Origin of the sequence: Avibacterium volantium, assembly GCF_049366555.1 — a bacterium.
Taxonomy (GTDB): Bacteria; Pseudomonadota; Gammaproteobacteria; order Enterobacterales; family Pasteurellaceae; genus Avibacterium; species Avibacterium volantium_A.
The window spans coordinates 1-24,203 of the sequence record NZ_JBMMGT010000019.1; the positions used below are offsets into that span (position 1 = coordinate 1).

The 24,203-nt window shown below is 39.9% G+C and carries 20 protein-coding genes; 14 read left to right on the top strand and 6 right to left on the bottom strand.

What is annotated here, in order from left to right; genetic code table 11:
• Positions 1-109: 109 nt before the first annotated feature.
• Entirely contained in the window at positions 110-1,177 is a 1,068-nt protein-coding gene (gene recA, locus ACLS0A_RS07265) for a recombinase RecA (RefSeq protein WP_416083473.1), read from the bottom strand.
• Positions 1,178-1,495: 318 nt separating this feature from the next.
• Between recA and mutS the strand changes: the two genes are divergently transcribed.
• Positions 1,496-4,078: a DNA mismatch repair protein MutS gene (gene mutS, locus ACLS0A_RS07270; protein ID WP_416083472.1), complete on the top strand. Its 2,583-nt coding sequence runs from the start codon at positions 1,496-1,498 to the stop codon at positions 4,076-4,078.
• Between the two features lie 34 nt (positions 4,079-4,112).
• Here mutS and ACLS0A_RS07275 read toward each other — a convergent pair whose 3' ends face one another.
• Positions 4,113-4,649, bottom strand: coding sequence for a TIGR00645 family protein (locus ACLS0A_RS07275; protein ID WP_126371051.1), 537 nt, complete (start codon positions 4,647-4,649; stop codon positions 4,113-4,115).
• A 79-nt stretch (positions 4,650-4,728) separates the two neighbouring features.
• Positions 4,729-6,348, bottom strand: a complete 1,620-nt coding sequence (gene rmuC / locus ACLS0A_RS07280; RefSeq protein ID WP_416083018.1) for a DNA recombination protein RmuC — start codon at positions 6,346-6,348, stop codon at positions 4,729-4,731.
• Between the two features lie 155 nt (positions 6,349-6,503).
• Between rmuC and ACLS0A_RS07285 the strand changes: the two genes are divergently transcribed.
• The 4 genes from ACLS0A_RS07285 to aroE are packed head-to-tail and all read left to right on the top strand — an operon-like array spanning position 6,504 to position 9,055.
• On the top strand, positions 6,504-7,127 hold the full coding sequence (locus ACLS0A_RS07285) for a Maf family protein (protein ID WP_416083019.1): 624 nt from the start codon (positions 6,504-6,506) through the stop codon (positions 7,125-7,127).
• On the top strand, positions 7,120-7,683 hold the full coding sequence (locus ACLS0A_RS07290; protein WP_416083020.1) for a DNA topoisomerase family protein: 564 nt from the start codon (positions 7,120-7,122) through the stop codon (positions 7,681-7,683). The genes ACLS0A_RS07285 and ACLS0A_RS07290 overlap by 8 nt, the downstream gene beginning before the upstream one ends.
• The gene (locus tag ACLS0A_RS07295) at positions 7,676-8,239 is read left to right on the top strand and encodes a Sua5/YciO/YrdC/YwlC family protein (protein WP_416083021.1); all 564 of its coding nucleotides are present in this window, start codon (positions 7,676-7,678) and stop codon (positions 8,237-8,239) included. Before ACLS0A_RS07290 ends, ACLS0A_RS07295 begins: the two co-directional genes overlap by 8 nt.
• Positions 8,240-8,251: 12 nt before the next feature.
• Positions 8,252-9,055 (top strand): shikimate dehydrogenase, encoded by an 804-nt coding sequence (gene aroE, locus ACLS0A_RS07300; RefSeq protein ID WP_416083022.1) that lies wholly within the window; start codon positions 8,252-8,254, stop codon positions 9,053-9,055.
• A 63-nt stretch (positions 9,056-9,118) separates the two neighbouring features.
• On the opposite strand, the gene lsrK is transcribed toward aroE, so the two are convergent.
• Together lsrK and lsrR are read right to left on the bottom strand one after the other, a co-directional pair.
• Positions 9,119-10,672: an autoinducer-2 kinase gene (lsrK, locus tag ACLS0A_RS07305; RefSeq protein ID WP_416083051.1), complete on the bottom strand. Its 1,554-nt coding sequence runs from the start codon at positions 10,670-10,672 to the stop codon at positions 9,119-9,121.
• Positions 10,673-10,752: 80 nt separating this feature from the next.
• Positions 10,753-11,697, bottom strand: a complete 945-nt coding sequence (gene lsrR / locus ACLS0A_RS07310; RefSeq protein ID WP_416083023.1) for a transcriptional regulator LsrR — start codon at positions 11,695-11,697, stop codon at positions 10,753-10,755.
• A gap of 250 nt (positions 11,698-11,947) precedes the next feature.
• Here lsrR and lsrA point away from each other — a divergent pair, with 250 nt between their 5' ends.
• The 9 genes from lsrA to ACLS0A_RS07355 all read left to right on the top strand — a co-directional run bounded on the left by lsrA (position 11,948) and on the right by ACLS0A_RS07355 (position 21,576).
• Positions 11,948-13,456, top strand: coding sequence for an autoinducer 2 ABC transporter ATP-binding protein LsrA (gene lsrA / locus ACLS0A_RS07315; RefSeq protein WP_126371039.1), 1,509 nt, complete (start codon positions 11,948-11,950; stop codon positions 13,454-13,456).
• A gap of 22 nt (positions 13,457-13,478) precedes the next feature.
• Positions 13,479-14,459 carry an autoinducer 2 ABC transporter permease LsrC gene (gene lsrC / locus ACLS0A_RS07320; RefSeq protein ID WP_039172842.1) on the top strand — a complete coding sequence of 327 codons (981 nt, stop codon included), beginning with the start codon at positions 13,479-13,481 and terminating at the stop codon, positions 14,457-14,459.
• A gap of 14 nt (positions 14,460-14,473) precedes the next feature.
• Positions 14,474-15,463 (top strand): autoinducer 2 ABC transporter permease LsrD, encoded by a 990-nt coding sequence (lsrD, locus tag ACLS0A_RS07325; RefSeq protein WP_416083024.1) that lies wholly within the window; start codon positions 14,474-14,476, stop codon positions 15,461-15,463.
• Between the two features lie 96 nt (positions 15,464-15,559).
• Positions 15,560-16,573 (top strand): autoinducer 2 ABC transporter substrate-binding protein LsrB, encoded by a 1,014-nt coding sequence (gene lsrB, locus ACLS0A_RS07330; RefSeq protein ID WP_416083025.1) that lies wholly within the window; start codon positions 15,560-15,562, stop codon positions 16,571-16,573.
• Between the two features lie 19 nt (positions 16,574-16,592).
• Positions 16,593-17,471 (top strand): 3-hydroxy-5-phosphonooxypentane-2,4-dione thiolase, encoded by an 879-nt coding sequence (lsrF, locus tag ACLS0A_RS07335; protein ID WP_416083026.1) that lies wholly within the window; start codon positions 16,593-16,595, stop codon positions 17,469-17,471.
• A gap of 24 nt (positions 17,472-17,495) precedes the next feature.
• On the top strand, positions 17,496-17,795 hold the full coding sequence (gene lsrG / locus ACLS0A_RS07340; RefSeq protein ID WP_416083028.1) for a (4S)-4-hydroxy-5-phosphonooxypentane-2,3-dione isomerase: 300 nt from the start codon (positions 17,496-17,498) through the stop codon (positions 17,793-17,795).
• A gap of 417 nt (positions 17,796-18,212) precedes the next feature.
• On the top strand, positions 18,213-19,733 hold the full coding sequence (locus ACLS0A_RS07345; protein ID WP_416083029.1) for a sodium-dependent transporter: 1,521 nt from the start codon (positions 18,213-18,215) through the stop codon (positions 19,731-19,733).
• Between the two features lies 1 nt (position 19,734).
• On the top strand, positions 19,735-19,830 hold the full coding sequence (locus tag ACLS0A_RS07350) for a methionine/alanine import family NSS transporter small subunit (RefSeq protein ID WP_416083031.1): 96 nt from the start codon (positions 19,735-19,737) through the stop codon (positions 19,828-19,830).
• Between the two features lie 312 nt (positions 19,831-20,142).
• Entirely contained in the window at positions 20,143-21,576 is a 1,434-nt protein-coding gene (locus ACLS0A_RS07355; protein ID WP_416083033.1) for a cytochrome-c peroxidase, read from the top strand.
• A gap of 102 nt (positions 21,577-21,678) precedes the next feature.
• Here ACLS0A_RS07355 and gyrB read toward each other — a convergent pair whose 3' ends face one another.
• Positions 21,679-24,111: a DNA topoisomerase (ATP-hydrolyzing) subunit B gene (gyrB, locus tag ACLS0A_RS07360; RefSeq protein ID WP_423099450.1), complete on the bottom strand. Its 2,433-nt coding sequence runs from the start codon at positions 24,109-24,111 to the stop codon at positions 21,679-21,681.
• Positions 24,112-24,203 lie beyond the last annotated feature (92 nt).

Below are 24,203 nucleotides of genomic sequence, written 5' to 3' on the forward strand. Positions count from 1 at the left end.
TAATTTAATGCCAATGATGCCATTTTTTCTCATTGATTCCTAAATTGCTGTTAGAAAAAGTGCGGTCAAAAATTACCGCACTTTTTTGAAGATGATTTAATCAAAGGGATTAAAATTCAGAATCCATTTCTGCAATGTCTTCATTTTGATCCGCTTCAATATCCGCAATGAGAGATTTGTCTGGGTTTGCTAAAAGTTCTTCGCGTAATTTATTTTCTAATTCTTCGGCTTGTTCAGGGTGTTCTGCCAACCATTTCATTGCATTGGCTTTTCCTTGACCAATTTTTTCTCCGTTATAAGAGAACCACGCGCCTGATTTATCAACTAATTTATGTTTTACGCCTAATTCAATTAACTCACCATTGCGTGAAATGCCTTCACCGTAAAGGATTTGGAAATCAACTTGACGGAATGGCGGGGCAACTTTGTTTTTCACCACTTTCACACGAGTTTCGTTACCAATGATTTCATCGCCATTTTTCACCGCACCAGTACGACGAATATCTAAGCGCACAGAAGAATAGAATTTCAATGCATTACCGCCAGTGGTGGTTTCTGGGTTACCAAACATTACGCCAATTTTCATACGAATTTGGTTGATGAAAATCACAAGGCAGTTGGAGTTTTTGATTTGTCCGGTGAGTTTACGCAGGGCTTGCGACATTAAACGCGCTTGTAAACCAACGTGCGCATCACCCATATCCCCTTCAATTTCTGCTTTTGGCGTAAGGGCGGCTACGGAGTCCACAATCACCACGTCAATCGCACCAGAACGTACCAACGCATCACAAATTTCTAATGCTTCTTCACCGTTGTCAGGCTGAGAAACAAGCAATTCTTTTACATCAACACCAAGCTTTGCTGCATAAATTGGATCTAAGGCGTGTTCTGCATCAATAAAGGCACAGGTTTTACCTAATTTTTGTGCCTGCGCAATAACTGAAAGGGTTAATGTGGTTTTTCCTGAAGATTCTGGCCCGTAAATTTCTACAATACGTCCCATTGGTAAACCACCGATACCTAAAGCAATATCTAACCCCAATGAACCTGTGGAAATAGACTCAATATCTAACTCTTGGGTTTCCCCTAATTTCATAATTGAACCTTTACCAAATTGTTTTTCAATTTGACCTAACGCCGCAGCAAGGGCTTTTTGTTTTTCTTCTTGGGTAGTAATTTGTGGTTTCTCGCTTTTTTTTGTTTTATCTTCTTTTGCCATTTTGCTTGTCCTTATAAATTCATCATCAAAACTGCTGCATAATATAGCTGTATTGATATACAGTATCAAGTAAAATTTTGATCTTTTTTCTATTTTGTGAACTGTGTTCCAGATAATACCTTTATCCTTCAAATTAATGAGGTTAAAGGGGGGATCTGCTATTTCAACATACAAAGCTGATTCATGAGCTGACAGCAAAATAATTCCTACAGTATCAAATAAGAAAAATTTCGTTATAATTTGTCTAAATTGAAAATAACAGATTGAGCAAACCTGATGACTAATTTTGAACAACATACCCCAATGATGCAGCAGTACCTTCGATTGAAAGCAGAAAATCCTGAGATTTTGCTGTTTTATCGAATGGGGGATTTTTATGAATTATTTTATGATGATGCAAAAAAAGCGGCGGCATTGTTGGATATTTCCTTGACCAAACGTGGGCAGTCGGCAGGGCAGCCTATTCCTATGGCGGGTGTGCCTTATCACGCAGTGGAGGGCTATTTAGCGAAATTAGTGCAGCTTGGTGAAAGTGTGGCGATTTGTGAGCAGGTGGGCGATCCGAGTACAACAAAAGGCCCGGTGGAGCGTCAAATTGTTCGTATTGTTACCCCTGGCACTATTAGTGATGAAGCCTTGCTACCGGAACGGCAAGATAACCTAATTGCAGCGGTTTATCAGGAAAAAGAGAAATTTGGCTTGGCAACTTTAGATATGGCATCGGGGCGTTTTCAGTTGAGTGAGCCTGCCAGCAAAGAGAGTTTGCAGGCGGAATTACAGCGTATTCAGCCTGTGGAATTACTTTATTGTGAAGATTTTGAAGATCGTTATTTAATTGAAAATGCAAAGGGATTACGCCGCCGTCCCATTTGGGAATTTGAATTAAAAACTGCCATTGAGCAGCTTAATCGTCAATTTGGTACGCAAGATTTACGCGCCTTTGGGGTGGAAAAATCCCCGCTTGGGCTTTGTGCTGCAGGCTGTTTATTACAATACGCCAAGGAAACTCAGCGCACCGCGTTGCCCCATATTCAAAACATTAGCTTAGTGCAAAATAATGAGAATATTCAATTAGATGCCGCTACAAGACGAAATTTAGAACTCACCCAAAATCTCACGGGTGGCACAGAGCATACCCTTGCTTCCGTGCTAGACAAATGTGTTACCCCAATGGGAAGCCGTTTGCTGAAACGTTGGATTCACCAACCGATTCGCGATCGTGAAAAATTAACCTTACGTCAACAAACGATCAATCAAATTTTGCAGCAGGATTTAGTGGCAGAATTTCAACCGCACTTGCAACAAGTGGGGGATATGGAACGGATTTTAGCGCGTGTGGCATTGCGTTCAGCGCGTCCACGGGATCTCACCCGTTTACGCACCGCACTCGCGCAAATTCCTGCGATTCAACACTACCTTAATCAACAACATTGTCCGCAATTTGCTGTATTTTCTCAACAAATTTCCGATTTTTCAGCGCAATTAGATTTACTAGAACGTGCGATTATTGAAAATCCCCCTTTATTGATTCGTGATGGCGGCGTGATTGCGGAAGGCTTTAACGCAGAACTTGATGAATGGCGCTCCCTTTCGGACGGCGCAACCCGCTATTTAGAAGAGCTAGAGCAACGGGAACGAGAAACCACAGGCATTGATAGCCTGAAAATCGGCTTTAATGCGGTACACGGCTATTATATCCAGATCCCGCAAGGGCAAGCACACAAAGCGCCTATTCATTATGTGCGCCGCCAAACCCTAAAAAATGCAGAACGTTACATTATTCCTGAATTAAAAACCTATGAAGATAAAGTGCTGAAAGCCAAAGGCGCGGCGCTTGCGCTGGAAAAGCAGCTTTATGAAGAAATTTTCGATGAATTATTACCGCACTTAGGCGCATTACAGCTGGCAAGCCTTGCTTTGGCAGAATTAGATGTGCTAACCAACTTGGCGGAACGGGCTGAAACCCTGAACTATGTTGCGCCAATCTTTAGCGATGAAATTGGCGTAGATATTCAAAATGGCCGCCACCCTGTGGTGGAACAAGTGTCCAAAAATCCGTTTATTGCCAACCCAGTCAAACTGAGTGCAGATCGTCATTTATTGATCATAACAGGCCCAAATATGGGGGGAAAAAGCACCTATATGCGTCAAACTGCATTGATCACGCTAATGGCTTATATAGGATCTTTTGTGCCAGCAGAAAGTGCTATTATCGGCCCGATCGATCGCATTTTCACGCGTATTGGCGCATCAGATGATCTGGCTTCAGGTCGTTCAACCTTTATGGTCGAAATGACGGAAATGGCGAACATTTTACATCAAGCTACCGCAAACAGTTTAGTGCTTATTGATGAAATTGGGCGCGGCACGTCCACCTATGACGGGCTTTCCCTTGCTTGGGCCTGTGCGGAATGGCTTGCGCAAAAAGTACGTTCACTCACCTTATTTGCCACACATTATTTTGAGCTGACCGTTTTGCCTGAGCAGTTGAAAGGCATTGTCAACGTGCATTTAGACGCGGTGGAACATAACGACACCATCGCCTTTATGCACGCAGTGCAAGAAGGTGCGGCAAGTAAAAGTTACGGCTTGGCGGTGGCGGCATTGGCTGGCGTTCCCCAATCGGTGATTAAACTCGCTAAACAAAAACTGGCGCAGTTAGAAAAATTCTCCCAACAAAACAATCAGTTAAATGCAGAAGCAATGCAACAACAAGGGCAGGGCGAGCTGTTGTTAATGGAAGAAAACGAGCAGAAAGATGCGCTTTGGCAGATGATTGAAAATCTTGATCCTGATGAAATGAGTCCGAAGCAGGCGCTTGCTTATTTATATCAATTAAAGAAAATGCAACGCGGATAGAAAAACCGCTCTTTTATAAAGAGCGGTGGAAAAATTAATGATTTTTATGACTTGTGCTGTATAAAATTTTATCCGTATAAGCCATTGCGATGGCGGAAACCAAAAAGCCTAAATGAAGCAATAATTGCCACATCATCGTTTTTTCTGGCATATTTGCTGCATTCACGAACGTTTGTAGCATATGGATAGATGAAATACTGATGATCGACATAGAAAGTTTCACTTTCAACACAGAAGCATTAACGTGGCTCAACCATTCAGGCTCGTCTGGGTGCCCTTCGGTATGCAGCTTGGAAACGAAAATTTCGTAACCGCCAACGATCACCATTACCAATAAATTCGCAATCATCACTACATCAATCAAATTCAGCACAGAAAGCATAATGGCGTTGGAATCCAACTCTTGCAGATTGGTGATGAGTTCCCATAGGGATTTCATAAATTTATAGGCGTAAATGCCTTGCACCACGATCAGACCAAGATAAATCGGCAGTTGTAGCCAACGGCTGGCGAAAATAATCTGACTAAATAATGTGGGGGTTTTGTATTTAGTTGAAGACGAATGTTGCATAAATGTCCTATTTTTCTATTTCTAATGTTGTTCTCTTTTCATTAATGGGCGCTGAAATTACCTGTTTTTCGGCAAAATATCAATGCTTTTCCTGTTCAATTTGTTCTGCTGAAATGGCGCTTAATTTGGCTAAATCAAGGTCATTATGCAGCAATTCCACCTGTGGCATCACTTTGTTAGCTTTGGCAGAAAAATCTTTAAATCGTTCAATTTTTCCTGCTAAACCTTGTTGCCCGGCAAAGGCAGTAACCGCGTGATTATAATGCCCGCTCACGGTTGCCAAACTGTTACCCAGTTTCGCCAACCGCTCCGCCACCAAGCACATTTGGTTATAAATATCCCCTGCCTTACCGCTAATTTCACGCGCCTCTGCATTACCGCGCTCAATGCGCCATAGGTTTGCCACGGTGCGTAAAATCGGCATTAAGGTGGTGTGCGACACTAAAATGACGTTCTTTTCATAGGCATAATTAAACAAATTGCTGTCCTGTTTCATTGCCTCAATATAAGCAGGCTCAACGGCGATGAACATCAGCACAAAATTTGGGCTATGCACACCAATTAAATTGCTGTAATCCTTGCGCGAAAGCTCATCAATATGATTTTTAATCGCCTTGTGATGCTCACGCAAAAATTGTTGCTGGGCTTGCTCATTGTCAGCACTCACCGCATTTTCATAGGCAACTAAAGACATTTTGCTGTCAATAATCAAATGTTTATTATCCGGCAAATACACCACAAAATCTGGATAATTGGATTTGCTCTCTGCATTACGGAAATGATCTTGTGCTTTATAATGATCATTTTCCACCAAACCGGCTAATTGCAAGGCGCGCTCAAGCTGAATTTCACCCCAGTTGCCGAGGGTTTTCTTTTCCCCTTTTAAGGCAGAAGTGAGATTATTCGCTTCTTGCGACATCGCAAGCCCCACATCTAGCACTTTTTTAATTTCACTTTCAAGGCTGGCGTTGCCTTTTAAGGATTCCGAATGAATTTCATTCACCCGTTTTTGGAAGCCTTCGATTTGCTCGCGGAATGGCTTTAACAAGGCATCAAGGCTGGCTTGATTGGTTTGATCGAATTTCTGGCTCTTTTCTTCCAAAATACGATTTGCTAAATTTTGAAATTCAACGCTAAGCTGTTGTTTCGTTTTAACAAAATCTTCTTGTTGCTGAGTAAAATGTTTTTCTTTTTCGCCAAGACTCGTTTTTAGTTCGGTGAGTTGCTGCAAAAGTGCGGTGGATTTTTCGCTTAAATCTGCATAATCCTGCTGCTTACTTTTTAATTCGGTACGCGTTTGATTAAGCTGATTTTGCAAGCTATGCACCTGCGCCGTGGCAATCCCAAATTGCTCTTTAAGGCTGGTAATTTTCTCGGCAATATTGCTGTGGCGCGCTTGTTCTTCGTCCAATTCTTGTTGCAAATAATGGATTTTCTCATCGCGTTCATTGAGCCTTGTTTGCAATCCTTCCGCGCGTGTTTGTGCTTTCACGCTTTCTTGTTCAAGCTGATAACGCAGCTGCGACAAGGTTTCATATTTATCTAATAACTGGTTAAAATCATTGATATTTTTATTCAGTTCTTGCGCGAGTTGCTGTTTATCACGTTGATGTTTGGTGCTAATAAAAAACAGCACAAGGCACAAAATAAGCAATGAGATGGCAACGCCTAGCCATTGAGATTGAGTGAGTTCGATCATTGTTTTCCTTAAAATTAACAAAATTTACCCCGCACTTTCCGCTAAATTTTCTCGTTCCAAAGTGCAGTGGCTCAAAGTGCGGTGGATTTTTCAGATGAAATCTTTGCGGAACTATAATAAAGTATAATGCAATTTTGGTTTAATCAGCGGAAAAAATGACAACACAACCACAACTTTATCTAGCTTCGCAAAGCCCGCGCCGTTTACAGCTGTTACAACAGTTGGGATTGAAGGTGGAAATCTTCAATGCGGATATTGATGAAACCCCGAAAGCTGATGAGCAGCCAGCAGATTATGTACGCAGAATGGCGCAAGAGAAAAATCACGCCGCCCGTCAACAGCTTGAAAAACTGGCCAATTTTGCACCGCACTTACCCATATTGTCCGCAGACACTAGCGTGGTGTGCAATGGGCAAATTCTAGGCAAGCCACAAAATCACGCTCAAGCCGCGCAAATGCTGCGCTTGCTTTCCGGCAGAACGCATCAAGTGCTAACCGCGGTGTGTGTCAGCTTGCCCGATCAAAAACATAGCCTTGTGCAAACCAGCCAAGTAACCTTTAAGCCTTTGACAGAACAAGAAATTTCCGCTTATATCCGCACCGGTGAGCCAATGGATAAAGCAGGCGCTTATGGCATTCAAGGTGTGGGCGGCATCTTTATTTCTCATATTGAAGGCAGTTTCAGCGGTGTGATGGGCTTGCCCGTGTTTGAAACGGCGGAGTTGCTGCGTCAAGTTGGGGTCGATCTATTCAGTTCAAGTGAGCAATGCAATGAGTAAAAGCCTATTCCAAGCCACCAAGCACGAAGAACATTGCCCACAATGTGGCGCGTTGCTGCAAATTAAAAAGGGCAAAAAAGGCTTATTTTTAGGCTGCAGCGCCTATCCGCAATGCGATTTTATCAAGCCATTACAGCCCGTTCACGAAACCAAAGTATTGAAAGGCTTAGATCAACATTGTCCAAAGTGCGGTCATTTTTTGCAATTAAAACAAGGGCAATTTGGTATGTTCATCGGGTGCAGCGATTATCCGCACTGTGATTATATCGTTCACGAGCAACTTGAACCTGAGCAAGCGCATTTGCCTTGCCCTGCTTGTGGCAAAGGCCATCTTGTACCGCGTCGTGGACGCCAAGGCAAGGTTTTTTACGGCTGCGATCAATTTCCAAAATGCAAATTCACCCTTGCCAGCCAGCCCTATGCCGTGCCTTGTCCGCAATGCGCGTACCCCATTAGCACGCTGAAAAAAGAAGAAAAAACCGACCGCACTTTGCGTCGCACTTGGTTGTGCGCCAACAAGGCGTGCCGTCATCAATTTGAAACAGACAATGAATAACCAACAGAATGTGGCTCAACTGGTTGAGCAATTAAAACAAAATGAAGTTATCGCCTATCCCACTGAAGCGGTGTTTGGCTTGGGGTGTAATCCATTGAGTGAAAGTGCGGTGCAAAAATTATTAGTTTTAAAACAGCGCCCTGTGCAAAAAGGCTTGATTTTAATTGCGCCAAGTTTGGATTTTCTGCGGCCTTTTATCGATGAACGCCAGCTTTCCGAACAGCACTGGCAGCGCTTAAACGCCCATTATGATCGCCCGACCACTTGGGTTGTGCCAGCAAAAGCCGATACGCCAAAATTTCTCACAGGGCAATTTTCTACCATTGCCGTGCGCATCAGCGATCACCCTGCGGTAAAACTGCTTTGCGAACAGGCAGGCTTTGCGCTCACCTCCACCAGTGCCAACTTAACCGGCTTGCCACCTTGCCGTACCGCTTGCGAGGTGAAAGCCCAGTTTGGGCAAGACTTCCCCGTGTTAGAAATGGCGGTGGGTGGAGCGAATAATCCCTCTGAAATACGGGATCTTTTTACACAACAGCTTTTCCGTCAAGGTTAATAAGGATTTTTTATGGATAAATATGCGGTTTGGGGCAACCCCATTGCACAAAGCAAATCCCCACAAATTCATCGCATTTTTGCTGAGCAAACCCAGCAAAATTTAGACTATGTCGCAATACTCGGTGATGAGCAACATTTTGAACAGCAACTGCTTGCCTTTTTTGCTGAAGGGGCGAAAGGCTGCAACATCACTGCGCCATTTAAAGAGCGCGCCTTTAGTCTTGCCGATCAACACAGCGAACGTTGCTTGCTGGCAGGCGCTTGTAATACGCTAAAAAAACTCGCCGATGGTACGCTTTATGCGGATAACACGGACGGCGCTGGGCTGGTGAGCGATTTACAGCGTTTAGGCTGGCTCAAACCGCAACAATCCGTGCTGATTTTAGGTGCAGGTGGCGCAACCAAAGGCGTGTTATTTCCCTTATTGCAGGCGGAGCAAACTATTCTTGTGGCCAACCGCACCTTAGCCAAAGCCACAGAATTGGCGGAAAAATTCAGCGCCTACGGCAATATTCAAGGCTGCACCCTTGCCGACATTCCCGTGCAAAAGTTTGATCTCATCATCAATGCCACTTCACTCGGCTTACAAGGCAAAACCGTGGCGATTGAGCCAATCCTTTTGCAACAAGCTGGCGCGGTGTACGATATGCAATACAGCAAAGGCACAGACACGCCATTTATTGCCCTCGCCAAACAACAAGGCGCACAACATTACAGCGATGGCTTCGGAATGCTAGTCGGCCAAGCCGCCCACGCCTTTTATTTATGGCGAGGGATAATGCCTGATGTGACACCTCTGCTTGATGGACTTTAATCTGATCTCACTCCAATAACAAACCTAGCTTGATGGCTAGGTTTGTTTTTATGAGTTGAATGATTATTTTACACCTGGTGCTTTCCACAGTGATGTGGTTAATCCTTCATCTACAAGTTGTAATTGTTTCTGATAAACTTCAGCCCATTGTTGTTTGTGCTGCTGATAAAGCTCATAATTTTTAGGGTTTGGTATATGTTTTCGTTCAAATCTGACAAGTTTTTTTCCTGCTTCGGCCAAAGAAGAATAAACCCCAACGCCAACACCTGCTGCAATCGCACAACCTAATGCAGTTGCCTCTTTTACTACAGGAATATTTACAATCAGTCCTGTAACATCAGCAAGGATTTGACTCCATAATTTTCCTTTAGCTCCGCCACCAGCAAAAACAATTTCTTTTAGTTTAACTTTAGAAAATTTTTCTACCTGATCTAAATTATAAGAAGAGACTACTGCTGCGTTTTCTTCTAATGCTCTAAATAAAACAGGTTTATTGCATTTTTCTGGATCAATCGAAAGATTAATAAATGATGGTGCTGCGTGATACCAAGATTTAAAATGCATCGCATCAGAAAAAATAGGTATAACATCATTTGCTCCAGCAGGTACCTTTTCTGCCATTTGTTCGAGTAAGCTATAAGCATCAACGCCAAGTTTTTCAGCTAAATGTTTTTCTTCTTCACAAAAAACATCTCTAAACCAACGCATCGTTAATCCAGTGAAGAAACTAATAGATTCAGCTTGAACTAAAGGAGAAATGACATAAGGATTTATACGAATATTCATTTCAGGATCTGTCTGCGGGGCTGGCAGATTTACCACTTGTTGCCAAAAAGTCCCCCCAATAATCGCCGCCTGTGAAGGCTCTGTAATACCTAACCCTAAACACCCCAGCTGAACATCTCCGCCACCTACAATGACTGGTGTTCCCTCTTTCAATCCTGTTATTTCCGCTGCTTGCTTTGTAACCTGCCCTAAGACTTCACCTGTTTCCTTAACTGGAGGCAAAATAGTAGAGTTTAATCCCGCCATATCTAACAGCATTGGAGACCATTGGCGAGTATGCAAATCCAACATCCCCGTAGTTCCCGCATTAGAAGGTTCTACCGCAAGCTGCCCACTTAGCATAAATCCGAGCCAATCACTAATCATTGTTATCGCTTTAGTTTTTCGATAAATATCACTACGGTGATGGGCAAGCCATAATAATCTTGGTACAGCACTTAATGCCAAAGTTTGGCCTGAAATATGATAAAGTGTTTCTTCAAATGTATGATTATAAAGCTCTTTTAATTCATTCACCTCTTGGGTTGCTCTAGCATCTACATTGCCACAAGCCCAAATTGGTTGCTGTTTTTCATCGTATAAGACAATACCTTCACGCATTGAACAGGTCGAAATTGCTAAAATCTGATCGGGACTTATTTTCGTTTTATCTAATACTGTCGAAATACTTTTACAAGCTAAATCCCAATTATGTTCTAAATCAAACTCCATCGATCCTGGGATATTTGGATCGCTTAAATGACTCCATTCGTATTGTGCTGCACCAATTTGATTTCCTTCTAAATCAAAAATAACCGCTCTAATACTCCCTGTTCCTGCATCTAATGCCATTAAATAGGCTGATTTCTTTTCCATGTTCCCTCCTGAATAATCTTGAAAAAACGCTAAAAAATCAACCGCACTTATAACATCTAGACAAGGTGTGCAAGGATCATACGAGCCGTTTTTTCTTCTGTTACCAATGAATTGATATGCTTCCCATATAATGCACTTAGGATAGCTTCGACCTTATTTTCTCCACCTGCAATACCAATTACATTAGGAATTTTTTGCAAGTTATCTAAAGAAACACTGATTAACTCTTCATGCAATGGCATATCAGGCTGTAATGTGCCATCTTTTTGCATAAAATAACCAAGAATATCTCCTACAGCACCTTTTGCTCTAATTGTTTGCTGCTTTTCTTCTGTTATATAACCTGAACGTAATAATGTTGCTTGTCCTCGCTGCCTCGTTGCTCCAATACCAACGATTGCTACATCAGCACTACAAGCTGCAAGCATAATATCCCTAACACAAGCTTCTTTTTTAAATAATTTAGCTGCTTCTATTGATGAAGCCCTTAACGGCGCTGGAATAATACTCACGGAACAAGAGCCATCTAATTGGCCAATACCTTTCATATAGGGGCCAACTCCACCAGATAAAGTGATAAGTTTAATTTGATTCTGAGTAATAAAATCATTGCTATATTTAATGGTTTGCATAATGGTTTCCCCAAACCCAATGGATAAAAGTTGATTAGGCTTGAGTAAGGACATTAATAATTGCGCAGCTCCAATTCCTAAGCGTTCATTCAGATCATGTTGTTCTAGCTCTGGTAAAATTCGAATATATTTCAAATCAAAACGTTGTTGTAAAGCCTGTTCTAATTCTAAGCATCCAGTAAACCGAGAGTTAATCTGAACTTTAATAATCCCATGCTGACGCCCTCTTTCTAACAGTCGAGAAACTTTTAGCCTAGGTAATCCTAGTCTTTCTCCAATTTCACCTTGTGTTAAATTATCTTGGTAATAAAACCAAGCAATACGAGCTAAAAGCTCTTCTTCTGTCATTGAATGAGATAATGCGTTCATTTCTTGTCTTTTTTCATTCATTTTCTACTCACAAATATTATTCATATGAATAATAAAAATATCAATTGTTCATTTTCAATTTTTTCAAATACTGTGATACAGATCACCTTTCAGATAAAAACTTCCATTTATAGGGTAAATAATCTGAATATGAGATCTTGATCACAGATTTATTTTATGTTTGGAACTAACATTATGATAAATTGAATTTCATATTTTACATTTGTTCAATCATTAAAGGTAACATCTTATGCATAATGAATCTTCAATGAAAAAATGTTTATTAGATGTGCATAATATCAGCAAATCCTTTTCAGGCGTAGAAGTTCTTAAAGATATAGATTTTTCTGTATATGCTGGTGAAATTCACTCTCTATTAGGTGGGAATGGCGCTGGAAAATCAACATTAATGAAAATTATCGCTGGTATCCAATCTGCTGATAGTGGCACAATAAAAATTGGTGGTGAAATTCAGACTAGACTTTCCCCACAGAAAGCACATCGTCTTGGAATCTATCTTGTTCCACAAGAACCTCTGCTCTTTCCAAATTTAACCGTAAAAGAAAATATCCTTTTTAGTTTACCCCGTCATAAAGAAAATGAAGAAAAACTAAATGAATTGCTGAAAGAGCTAAACTCTCATTTGTCTCTTGATATGCAAGCAGGATCTTTAGAAGTTGCAGATCAACAACTTGTGGAAATTATGCGCGGACTAATGCGTAACGCAAGTTTGCTTATTCTTGATGAGCCCACAGCTTCTTTAACACCTGCTGAAACTGAAAATCTATTTAATAAAATTAATTCATTATTAGATAAAGGTGTAGGTATCATTTTTATTTCCCATAAATTAAATGAAGTATGTCAGATCTCTCATCGCATTAGTATTATGCGAGATGGATATATCGCTTTAACAGGGAAAACCAATGACCTAACTCAAGAAAAAATTATCAACGCAATTAAGCCCAGCTTGAAAAATGCTCAGCTTAATGAAACACAAAAACTTTGGTTAGAATTACCTGGTCATCTACGTACTAAAGATACTAACTCTCCTATCCTTGAAGTAAATCATTTAACTGGTGAAGGTTTTAAAAATATCACCTTTGATCTTTATCCTGGTGAAATACTTGGATTAGCTGGTGTTGTAGGAGCTGGTAGAACAGAACTTGCAGAAACCTTATATGGTTTGAGAAAAGCAAAGTGCGGTGAAATTTTATTTAAAAATGAAAATATTACTTCTCTCTCATTAAAACAGCGTTTACAAAAAGGTATTGTTTATCTTCCCGAAGACCGGCAATCTTCAGGATTATATTTAGATGCGGCACTTACTTGGAATGTTTGTGCGCTCACTTATTACAATCAAGGATTCTGGCTAGATGAAAATAGAGAAAATGCTACTTTAGAACGTTATAAAAGAGCGATGGGTATAAAATATGCAATGCCACAACAACCTATTCGCACCCTATCTGGTGGAAATCAGCAAAAAGTCTTAATTGCTAAATGTTTAGAAGCCAATCCACGTTTACTGATCGTTGATGAACCTACTCGCGGTGTTGATGTCGGTGCAAGAGCTGATATCTATCAACTTATCAAATCAGTCGCTAAACAAAATGTTGCCGTGCTTTTCATTTCTTCTGACTTGGAAGAAATCGAGAAAATGTCTGATCGTGTTCTTGTTATGCATGATGGAGAAATTAACTGTAGTTTGCAAGGTGATCAAATAAATAGCGATAAGATTATGCAATTTGCATTTGGCGGATAAATTTCAAAGGAGACACCAAACTATGTGGAAATTCATTCAAAACAATAGAGAAATAACCATTCTAATTGCTATTTTATTTCTTTTTCTATTACTTGGATTTGAAGGTAATGGATTTCATTTGCAAACAATAACAATGATTTTTAATTCATCTCTTATTGTTATCCTATTAGCACTAGGTACAACGTTCGTTATTTTAACGCGTAACATTGATGTTTCCATCGGTTCAATAATGGGGCTATGTGCTGTAATTATGGGTAGTCTTCTTAACGCTGAATTTAATCTGGTTACTGCATTTTTTATGACTTTATTATGTGGAATCGCAGCGGGAATATTTAATGGAATACTTGTTACTTTATTAAAGATACCTGCTATTGTTGCCACGCTAGGTACATTAGGTTTGTACAAAGGAATAATGCTATTAATCACTGGTGGTAAATGGATCGAAGGATTACCACAAGATTTAAAATTACTTGCATCCCCTAACTTGTTATCTATCTCTCCCATTGGATGGATGACACTAATACTTATTTTAATTTCTTACTTCATTCTTACTCGTACTCAAAATGGACGCAATTTCTATGCCGTAGGCGATAATCTACAAGGTGCATTACAACTTGGTGTGAAAACAAATCAGATTCGAATCCTTGCATTTACAATTAATGGATTAATGGCGGCTATCGCTGGAATAGTATTCACTTCACAAATTGGTTTTGTTCCGAACTCAACTGGCAGTGGTTTAGAAATGAAAGCTATTGCTGCTTGTGTATTAGGTGGAATTAGTTTGCTTGGTGGAACAGGAAATATTCTCGGTGCCGTATTAGGCGCTTACTTCCTGATACAAATTGATACGATCTTGGTTTTACTTAAAGTTCCTGCTTATTGGAATAATTTTATTGCAGGACTCGTTTTACTATGTGTATTAATTTTTGATGGAAGAATAAGAGTAATGATTAGTGAAAACTTAAAACTACAACGTTACTCCAGATTCCTTAACACTAAATAAATTAAGGAGAAATTATGTTACAGATAAAGAAATATAGCTGGGAAATAACATTATTCTTTCTTGTTATTTTAGAAATAATTGGATTTGGTTTATTTAACCCTAGAATGCTAGATATCAATATTTTGTTATATAGCACAAGTGACTTTATTTATATTGGAATGTTGGCATTACCACTGACACTGATTATTGTTAGTGGCGGTATGGATATTTCTTTTGGTTCTACTGTCGGTCTTTGTGCTATATCTTTAGGTGTTTTATTTCAATTAGGTTATCCTCTAAGTATTGCTATTTTTCTTACTTTTATCATTGGAATTTTATGTGGGTTACTTAATGCAAGTCTTATTTTGTACACCAAAGTTAATCCTCTCGTCATTACACTAGGAACAATGTATCTTTACGGTGGTGGAGCTTTATTACTATCTGGATTTGCTGGCGCTACTGGTTATGAAGGTATCGGTGGTTTTCCAGATAGTTTATTAAACTTCGCTAATCAAAGTATTTTCAACATTCCAACTTCAATTATTTACTTCATTATTATAGCTATAATATTCTGGTTATTAATGCATAAAACAGTCATTGGCAGAAGTATATTTTTAATTGGCCAAAATGAACGTACTTCTATTTATAATGCCGTACCTATCAAACAAACCTTATTTATTATTTACGGTTTATTAGGTGCTGTTGCAGCATTTGTTGGAATATTACTAGCATCCTATTTTGGCTCGGCTCGTTCTGACTTAGGTAGTTCATTATTAATGCCTGTCCTTACAGCTGTTGTATTAGGCGGTGCAAATATCTATGGTGGAGCGGGTTCTGTTCTTGGCACAGCCATCGCGGCACTATTAATTGGTTATTTACAGCAGGGCTTACAAATGGTTGGTGTCTCTAATGAAATTTCTAGTGCTTTATCAGGAGCATTATTAATTATCGTACTAATTGGAAAATCATTCAGCATATATCGAAGTTTTATTATGAATTGGCTTAAGAAGAATGTTTTTATTTAAAACAAAAATAAATAAAGGAGGACTTTTATAATTAATCTTTAACTTTTATTTATGCAGTATCTCATTAATGTTCAACTATAAAATAGGAGACTCACTATGAAAATGAAATTAAAAACAACCGCACTTGCTATTATGTTAGGTTTAACCGCAACTTTTGTACAAGCTGCCGATAGAATCGCATTCATTCCTAAACTCGTTGGAGTTGGCTTTTTTACAAGTGGCGGCCAAGGTGCGACTGAAATGGGTAAAAAACTAGGCGTAAATGTTACTTACGATGGCCCAACAGAACCAAGCGTTTCAAACCAAGTACAATTAATTAATAATTTTGTGAATCAAGGCTATAACGCAATTGTCGTTTCTGCGGTTTCCCCTGAAGGACTTTGTTCTACATTACAACGTGCAATGAAAAGAGGTGTAAAAATTCTTACGTGGGATTCTGATGTAAAACCTGAATGTCGAAGCTACTATATCAACCAAGGCACACCTGAACAACTTGGTTCAATGCTAGTTGAAATGGCTGCTAATCAAGTTACTAAACCTAAAGCTAAAGTTGCCTTTTTCTATTCTAGTCCAACAGTAACAGATCAAAACCAATGGGTGAATGCAGCTAAAGCCAAAATCAGTAAAGAACATCCAGAATGGGAAATTGTAACAACTCAGTTTGGTTACAATGATGCAATTAAATCTTTGCAAACAGCAGAAGGTATTATCAAGGCCTATCCAGACTTAGATATTATTATTGCGCCTGATGCAAATGCCTTACCTGCCGCCGCCCAAGCTGCAGAAAACTTAAAAAATGACAAAATTACGATTGTTGGTTTTAGTACGCCAAATGTAATGCGCCCTTATGTAAAACGCGGCACAGTAAAACAATTTGGTCTATGGGATGTAGTAAAACAGGGTGAAATTTCTATTGCTGTAACAAATGAACTTTTAAAAGGCCGAACACTAAACGTAGGAGATAAAGTTAACGTTCCTGATATTGGTGAAGTTGAAGTATCACCAAATAGTGTTCAAGGTTATCAATATGAAGCGAAAGGAAATGGAATTGTACTCCTTCCTGAACGTGTTGTTTTTACCAAAGATAATATTGACAACTATAATTTTTAAAATCAGGTAGGAGAATAAAATGGCAGATTTAGATGATATCAAAGATGGAAAAGACTTCGGATTAGATAAGCCCCAAACACATAAGGCATTTTATTTAAAAGGATGTGCGGCTTTAGACTGGGGAATGCAATCTAGACTGGCTAACATATTTAATCCTAAAACAGGTAAAACAATTATGTTAGCTTTTGATCACGGTTATTTTCAAGGCCCAACAACAGGATTAGAGCGCATAGATCTCAATATTGCACCATTATTTGAATATACTGATGTTTTAATGTGTACAAGAGGGATCTTACGTAGCGTTGTTCCTCCAGATACTAATAAGTCTATTGCATTACGTGCATCAGGAGCAAATTCAATTCTAACTGAATTATCGAATGAAGCCGTTGCAGTTGATATTGAAGATGCATTAAGACTAAACGTATCAGCTATGGCTGCGCAAGTTTACATTGGCTCAGAATACGAGCATCAATCAATTAAAAATATTATCAAATTGGTTGATCAAGGTTATCGCTATGGAATGCCAATTATGGCTGTAACTGGTGTTGGTAAAGATATGGCTAGAGATCAACGCTATTTTTCACTTTCTACGCGTATTGCTGCAGAAATGGGCGCAAATATAATCAAAACCTATTATGTTGATAAAGGCTTCGAGCGTGTTACAGCTGGCTGCCCTGTTCCCATTGTTATTGCTGGCGGGAAAAAACTCCCAGAACGCGATGCATTAGAAATGTGCTATCAAGCTATAGATCAAGGCGCTTTAGGGGTAGATATGGGAAGAAATATTTTCCAATCAGATTCACCTATTGCGATGTTAAAAGCCGTGAATGCCGTTGTTCATGGCGGTGAAAATTCGGAAAAAGCTTATCAACTCTATATTCACGAAAAAAATAGTTAACCACAAATTCATTAAGGAGCAATTATGCTTACAATGTTAGTTGAAATTAATGTGAAAGAAGGAAAAGAAGAAAAATTCTTAACCCTTTTTAAACATCATCAGGCTTGCACAAGTGCTGAAAAAGGGAATATTCGCTTCGATGTTTTACGCGATCCTGAAATCAAAACACGTTTTTATGCTTATGAAGTTTACGCGAGTGAAGAAGCATTAAATGAGCATAGAAAAACGCCACACTATCAGCATTGTGTGAAAGAACTAGAAAATCTTATGACTTGCCCTAGAAGCAAAAAACTATTTGACTGGGTTAGCCCTGAAATTTCATAAATATATTTAATAGTAAAAAAATACATTATGCTTTAATCTGCACCCTAAACTTGGACGTAAAAACCAGCAATTAAGGTGCAGATTTTTTATGAACAAATCATCATTAATTTACATTTTTATCGGCTCACTTTTGAAGTAAAAATCAAAAGTGCGGCCATTTTTTACAAAATTTTTTGCATTTTTTTAAGCTAGTTTTTTATGTGGGGAGAAGATAGGCTTTTTAGCACGATTACTTATGAGGAACTCATTTTTAGAATATTAATCTAAAAATAAAAATCTTTGTAAAGTTTAAAACTATAAAAATTGCCAAAATATAATAAAATAGGACCATTTATAGCATTTTTAACTATTGACTAAAAATCATATTCCGTTATATTTCCTAACCTTTACATTTATTTAACGTTTATAGGTGGTAATATGACACAGTCAGCAAAACGCGAAACCTTCTCAGGTAGCCGTGCATTTATTTTTGCCGCCATCGGATCTGCCGTGGGTTTGGGAAACATTTGGCGTTTTCCTTATACCACTTATGAAAACGGTGGTGGTGCATTCATTATTCCTTATCTTATTGCGCTTTTAACCGCAGGAATTCCATTTTTATTCTTAGATTATGCCATTGGGCATCGTCACCGTGGGGGCGCGCCTTTATCTTATCGCCGTTTTAACCGCCATTTTGAAACCTTTGGTTGGTGGCAAGTGATGGTGAATGTCATCATCGGGATTTACTATGCGGTGGTGCTAGGTTGGGCGGCAAGCTATACCTATTTCTCTCTTAATACCGCTTGGGGTGATAAGCCAATTGATTTCTTCTTACACGATTTCTTGCAAATGGGCGATATTGCTCAGGGTGTAAGTTTTGAATTTGTCGGTATGGTGGTTGGCCCGTTAATCGCCGTATGGCTTGTGGCACTTGGCGTATTGGCGTTAGGCGTGCAAAAAGGGATCGCAAAATTATCCACCATTTTAATGCCGATACTTTTAATAATGTTTATGGTGCTTGTGGTTTCTTCTTTATTCTTACCGGGTGCAACAAAAGGGTTAGATGCCTTATTCACCCCAAATTGGTCAAAACTCTCTGATCCGAGTGTGTGGATTGCCGCTTATGGGCAGATTTTCTTCTCCCTTTCTATCGGTTTCGGGATTATGGTGACTTACGCCTCTTACTTGAAAAAAGAATCTGATTTAACTGGTAACGGCTTAGTTGTGGGCTTTGCCAATAGTAGTTTTGAATTATTAGCTGGTATCGGGGTGTTTGCTGCTCTTGGCTTTATGGCGACAGCGTCAGGGCAAGAAGTGGGCGAGGTAGCAAAAGGCGGAATCGGCTTGGCGTTCTTTGCGTTCCCAACGATTATTAACGCTGCACCATTTGGTAAAGTGCTTGGTGTGTTGTTCTTTGCTTCATTAACTTTCGCTGCTTTGACTTCATTTATCTCTGTAATCGAAGTAATTATTTCGGCAATTCAAGATAAATTACGCGTTCGCCGTGCTAAAGCCACATTCCTTGTTGGTGTGCCAATGATGTTAATTTCAACCGTATTATTCGGTACAACTACAGGCTTACCAATGCTTGATGTATTAGATAAATTCGTCAACTATTTTGGTATTGTGGCGGTGGCGTTTGTTTCCTTGGTGGCTATCGTTACCAACGAAAAATTAGGCTTACTTGGCAAACATTTAAACGAAACCTCTTCTTTCAAAGTTGGCTTTTTATGGCGTTTATGTATCGTTTTAACCACAGGTATCCTTGCATTTATGTTATTAAGTGAAGGGGCGAAAGTGTTCACTGAAGGTTATGAGGGCTATCCATCTTGGTTCGTTAATACCTTTGGGTGGGGAATGGCGGCAAGCCTTGTGGTGATTAGCTTCCTAATCTCTCGCTTAAAATGGAAACACGAAGAGTTATTTAACCCAGAAGAACAGGCAAAAGAGGAACAATAAAATGAGTACTAGTGCAATTATTATGATGGCCGTTGCCTTGGTTATTATTTGGGGCGGATTAATTTTCTCCATCAAAAATCTGCCAAAAGATAAATAAAAACTCGCGGAAAAAGCACCGCACTTTATAAAATCAAACAGCCACCTGTGAGTGGCTGTTTTTTTATTAATATTATTGATCCTCTGCTAAATGAGCTGTTATTCCTAACCCAAGTGCGGTGCTTTTTTCTTGACTTTTTAAGATTAAAATCCATACATAAAAAAGGGATAAATAACCATACAAAAATTATACCTATTAAATCTATAGAATTTGCCAATGAAATTTTTTGATTTCTATCAACATTCCTTTCTTAATAATTGTTAATACTGTGCGAGATGTTTCCTAACTTACTATTCTATAAAGGAGAATCTTATGAAACCTCAATCGTGGTTATTTACATTTATTGGCGCAAGTGTCGCCGCTTACCTAGGGACGGTGGCATATATCCACCACTTTGATAAACAAGAAACACAACGCCGTTTGCAAGAAAGCCAAATTACTGATCCGCAGCAACGTGCCGTTGAAACCGTGTTATATAATAATGGCTGTCAATATTGCCATAGTAACAATGCGAATATGCCATTTTATGCCAAATTGCCTATCGCTAGCAGTTTAATGGAAAAAGATATTCAGCAAGGACAAGCTCATTTTTTGCTGGATAATATCACGGATTATCTCAACCAACCGCAACGCATTTCCGCAGCAGATTTAGCGAAACTTGAAAGTGTCATTCAAAATAACGAAATGCCTATTCATTCTTTCAAAATGGTGCATTGGGGATCAGGTTTAAACGATCAAGAGAAAGCAACCTTGCTTGATTGGATTCATAAAGTTCGCCAAGAATATCAACTTCCTGCAAACACCTCTGGCACATCGGCTGAACGTTTTGTACAACCTGTGCCACAAAGTTTGCCCATTAATCCTGCCAAGGTTGATTTGGGCAACACACTTTATCACAGCACTGCATTATCAGGCGATGGTACTATTGCTTGTGCCAGCTGCCACGGTTTGAATACAGGCGGTGTGGATAATCTTGCCACTTCTACTGGAATTAAAGGGCAGAAAGGAGGCATTAATGCGCCGACTGTCTATAACGCTGCTTTCAACTTTGTTCAATTCTGGGACGGTCGTGCTGCCAACCTAGCAAAACAAGCCGGTGGGCCACCGTTAAATCCTGTAGAAATGGGAGCAGAAAATTGGCAACAAATTGTTGATAATCTCAATAAAGATGAATCACTTAAACAAGCCTTTGAAAAAATCTATCCAGAAGGTTTTAATGAAAAAACTATTACAGATGCCATTGCTGAATTTGAGAAAACCTTAATTACCCCAAATAGTCCTTTCGATCGCTATTTGCAAGGTGATGAAAATGCCTTAACTGCAGCACAGAAAAATGGTTATGCGTTATTCCACCAATATAAATGTGATACTTGCCATACTGGTGTTAATTTAGGTGGTCAATCTTATGAATTAATGGGTTTGAAAGCAGATTATTTTGCTGATCGCAATAAACCATTAACCGAGGCTGATGATGGTCGCTTTGCACAAACGAAAAATCCTTATGATAAACATCGTTTTAAAGTACCAACATTGCGTAATGTTGCACTTACCGCCCCATATTTCCACGATGCAAATGCACAAGATTTAACCCAAGCAGTGGAAATGATGTTGAAATATCAAAGTGGCGTAAGTTTATCAAAAGAACAAGTTAGCGATATTGTTGATTTCTTATATAGCCTAACGGGAGAATACCAAGGCAAACCATTAACAAACGATAATATGAAAGAACAACCTTCAGCTAACTAGTAAAATACAAAAATGGGCAATTATATTTTGCCCATTTATCCCTTTCCCCCAATAAAAAAGCCACTGACATTTTCGTAAGTGGCTTTTCTTCATTGAAGATAATTAAATATCTAGGTTTGCACGCAGCGCATTAGATTCAATAAATTCACGGCGTGGTTCGACTTCATCGCCCATTAAGGTGGTGAAGAGTTGATCTGCTGCCACGGCGTCTTTAATGGTAACTTGCAACATTGTGCGCGTTTCAGGATCCATTGTGGTTTCCCAAAGTTGTTCTGGATTCATTTCACCTAACCCTTTATAACGTTGAACCATTAAACCACGGCGCGATTCTTTCACTAGCCATTCTACCGCTTGTTCAAAAGAACTCACTGGGTGTTGGCGTTCGCCACGCGCGACATACGCATCAGGTTCAAGTAAGCCGTTTAATTGTGAACCCAATTTTACAATGCGCGCATAATCATTGCCGTTAGCAAATTGGAAGCCGAGTACATATTCGGTGTCCACACCGTGAGTACGCACGGTGAGTACCACTTCGTGTAAATGGCGTTCGCTGTTGAAATGCAATTTATAGCTGTAATGATTACCGCTGCTTTCTTTTTCTATTAAGGTTTCCACCAAAGATTTTGCCCAAGATTCCACCGCACTTTCATTTTGCATCAGTTCGGTCGTTAATTCAGGTTGATAAATCAAGGTTTTCAACACCGCTTCTGGATAATGGCGACTTAAACGTGCGATCATTTTTTGCACGCCGTTATATTCAGCCACCAATTTTTCCAAGGCGACACCGCTCATTGGTGGCGCATCTTTTGTAGTATAAAGCGCGGCGCCGTCTAAAGCCAAGTTAAGCTCATATTGCGCCATTGCTTCATCGTCTTTGATATATTCTTCGTGTTTACCTTTTTTCACTTTATAAAGCGGTGGTTGTGCAATATAAATATGTCCACGCTCAATGAGTTCTGGCATTTGACGATAGAAGAAAGTGAGCAATAAGGTGCTAATGTGCGCGCCGTCCACGTCCGCATCGGTCATAATGATAATGCTGTGATAACGCAATTTATCTGGGTTATATTCATCACGTCCAATGCCGCAGCCAAGTGCGGTGATTAATGTGCCAACATCTTGCGAAGAAAGCATTTTGTCAAAACGGGCTTTTTCTACGTTTAGGATTTTCCCTTTTAATGGCAAAATCGCTTGGTTTTTACGGTTACGCCCTTGTTTGGCTGAACCGCCCGCAGAATCCCCCTCCACAAGGTAGAGTTCAGATAACGCAGGATCGCGCTCTTGGCAATCGGCTAATTTACCTGGAAGCCCAGCAATATCTAACGCCCCTTTGCGGCGTGTCATTTCACGGGCTTTGCGCGCTGCTTCACGGGCGCGTGCGGCATCAATGATTTTGCTCGCAATCATTTTGGCGTCATTTGGATTTTCTTCCAAATATTCTTGCAAACGCTCATTCATTGCCGATTCCACCGCGCCTTTCACTTCAGAAGAAACCAATTTATCTTTGGTTTGTGATGAGAATTTTGGATCAGGCACTTTCACTGAAATAATCGCCACCAACCCTTCACGCGCATCATCACCTGAAGTTTCTACTTTATCGTTCTTGCCTTTTTTATTCAGCCCCGATTTTTCCATATAAGCATTTAAGGTACGCGTTAAGGCTGCGCGGAAACCCGCTAAGTGCGTTCCCCCATCACGTTGTGGAATATTATTAGTGAAGCAGTGAATATTCTCAGATTGATAGCCTTCGTTCCATTGCAACGCCACTTCAATGCCAATGCCATCACGTTCAGTAGAAAAGTAGAACGGTTTTTGATGAATAGGATTTTTGTTTTTGTTGAGATATTCCACAAATGCTTGAATACCGCCTTCATAATGGAAGTGATCGCGTTTGTCTGTGCGTTCATCAATCAAATTAATGGATACGCCAGAGTTCAGGAAAGAAAGCTCACGCAGACGTTTTGCTAAAATATCGTATTCAAATTCAATATTGGTGAAAATGCTTGGGCTTGGCCAAAAACGCACGGTGGTTCCCGTTTGGCTAGTTTCGCCAATAATGGTTAATGGCGCTTGCGGATCACCTAAATTATAAAATTGTTCGTGAACGTGGCCTTGACGGCGAATGGTGAGCTGTAATTTATCGGATAAGGCATTCACCACCGACACGCCCACGCCGTGCAAACCACCAGACACTTTATAAGAGTTGTCATCAAATTTACCGCCCGCGTGCAATACGGTCATAATCACTTCTGCCGCAGAAACCCCTTCTTCAGGGTGAATGTCCACCGGAATACCACGTCCGTCATCTTGCACTGAAACGGAATTATCAGAATGAATAATCACGTTAATGTCCGAGCAATAACCTGCAAGCGCTTCGTCAATGGCGTTATCCACCACTTCAAAAACCATATGATGTAACCCTGTTCCATCATCGGTATCACCAATGTACATACCGGGGCGTTTACGCACTGCATCAAGGCCTTTTAATACTTTGATACTACTTGCACCATAATTTTCTGGGACATTATTCGACATAACAATTCTCTGTTTTTATTGATAAAAAATTGGGCGGATTATAGCAAATTTTTGCGCTTTTGGCTAATTTCGCAAAAATCTCAAATAGGCGA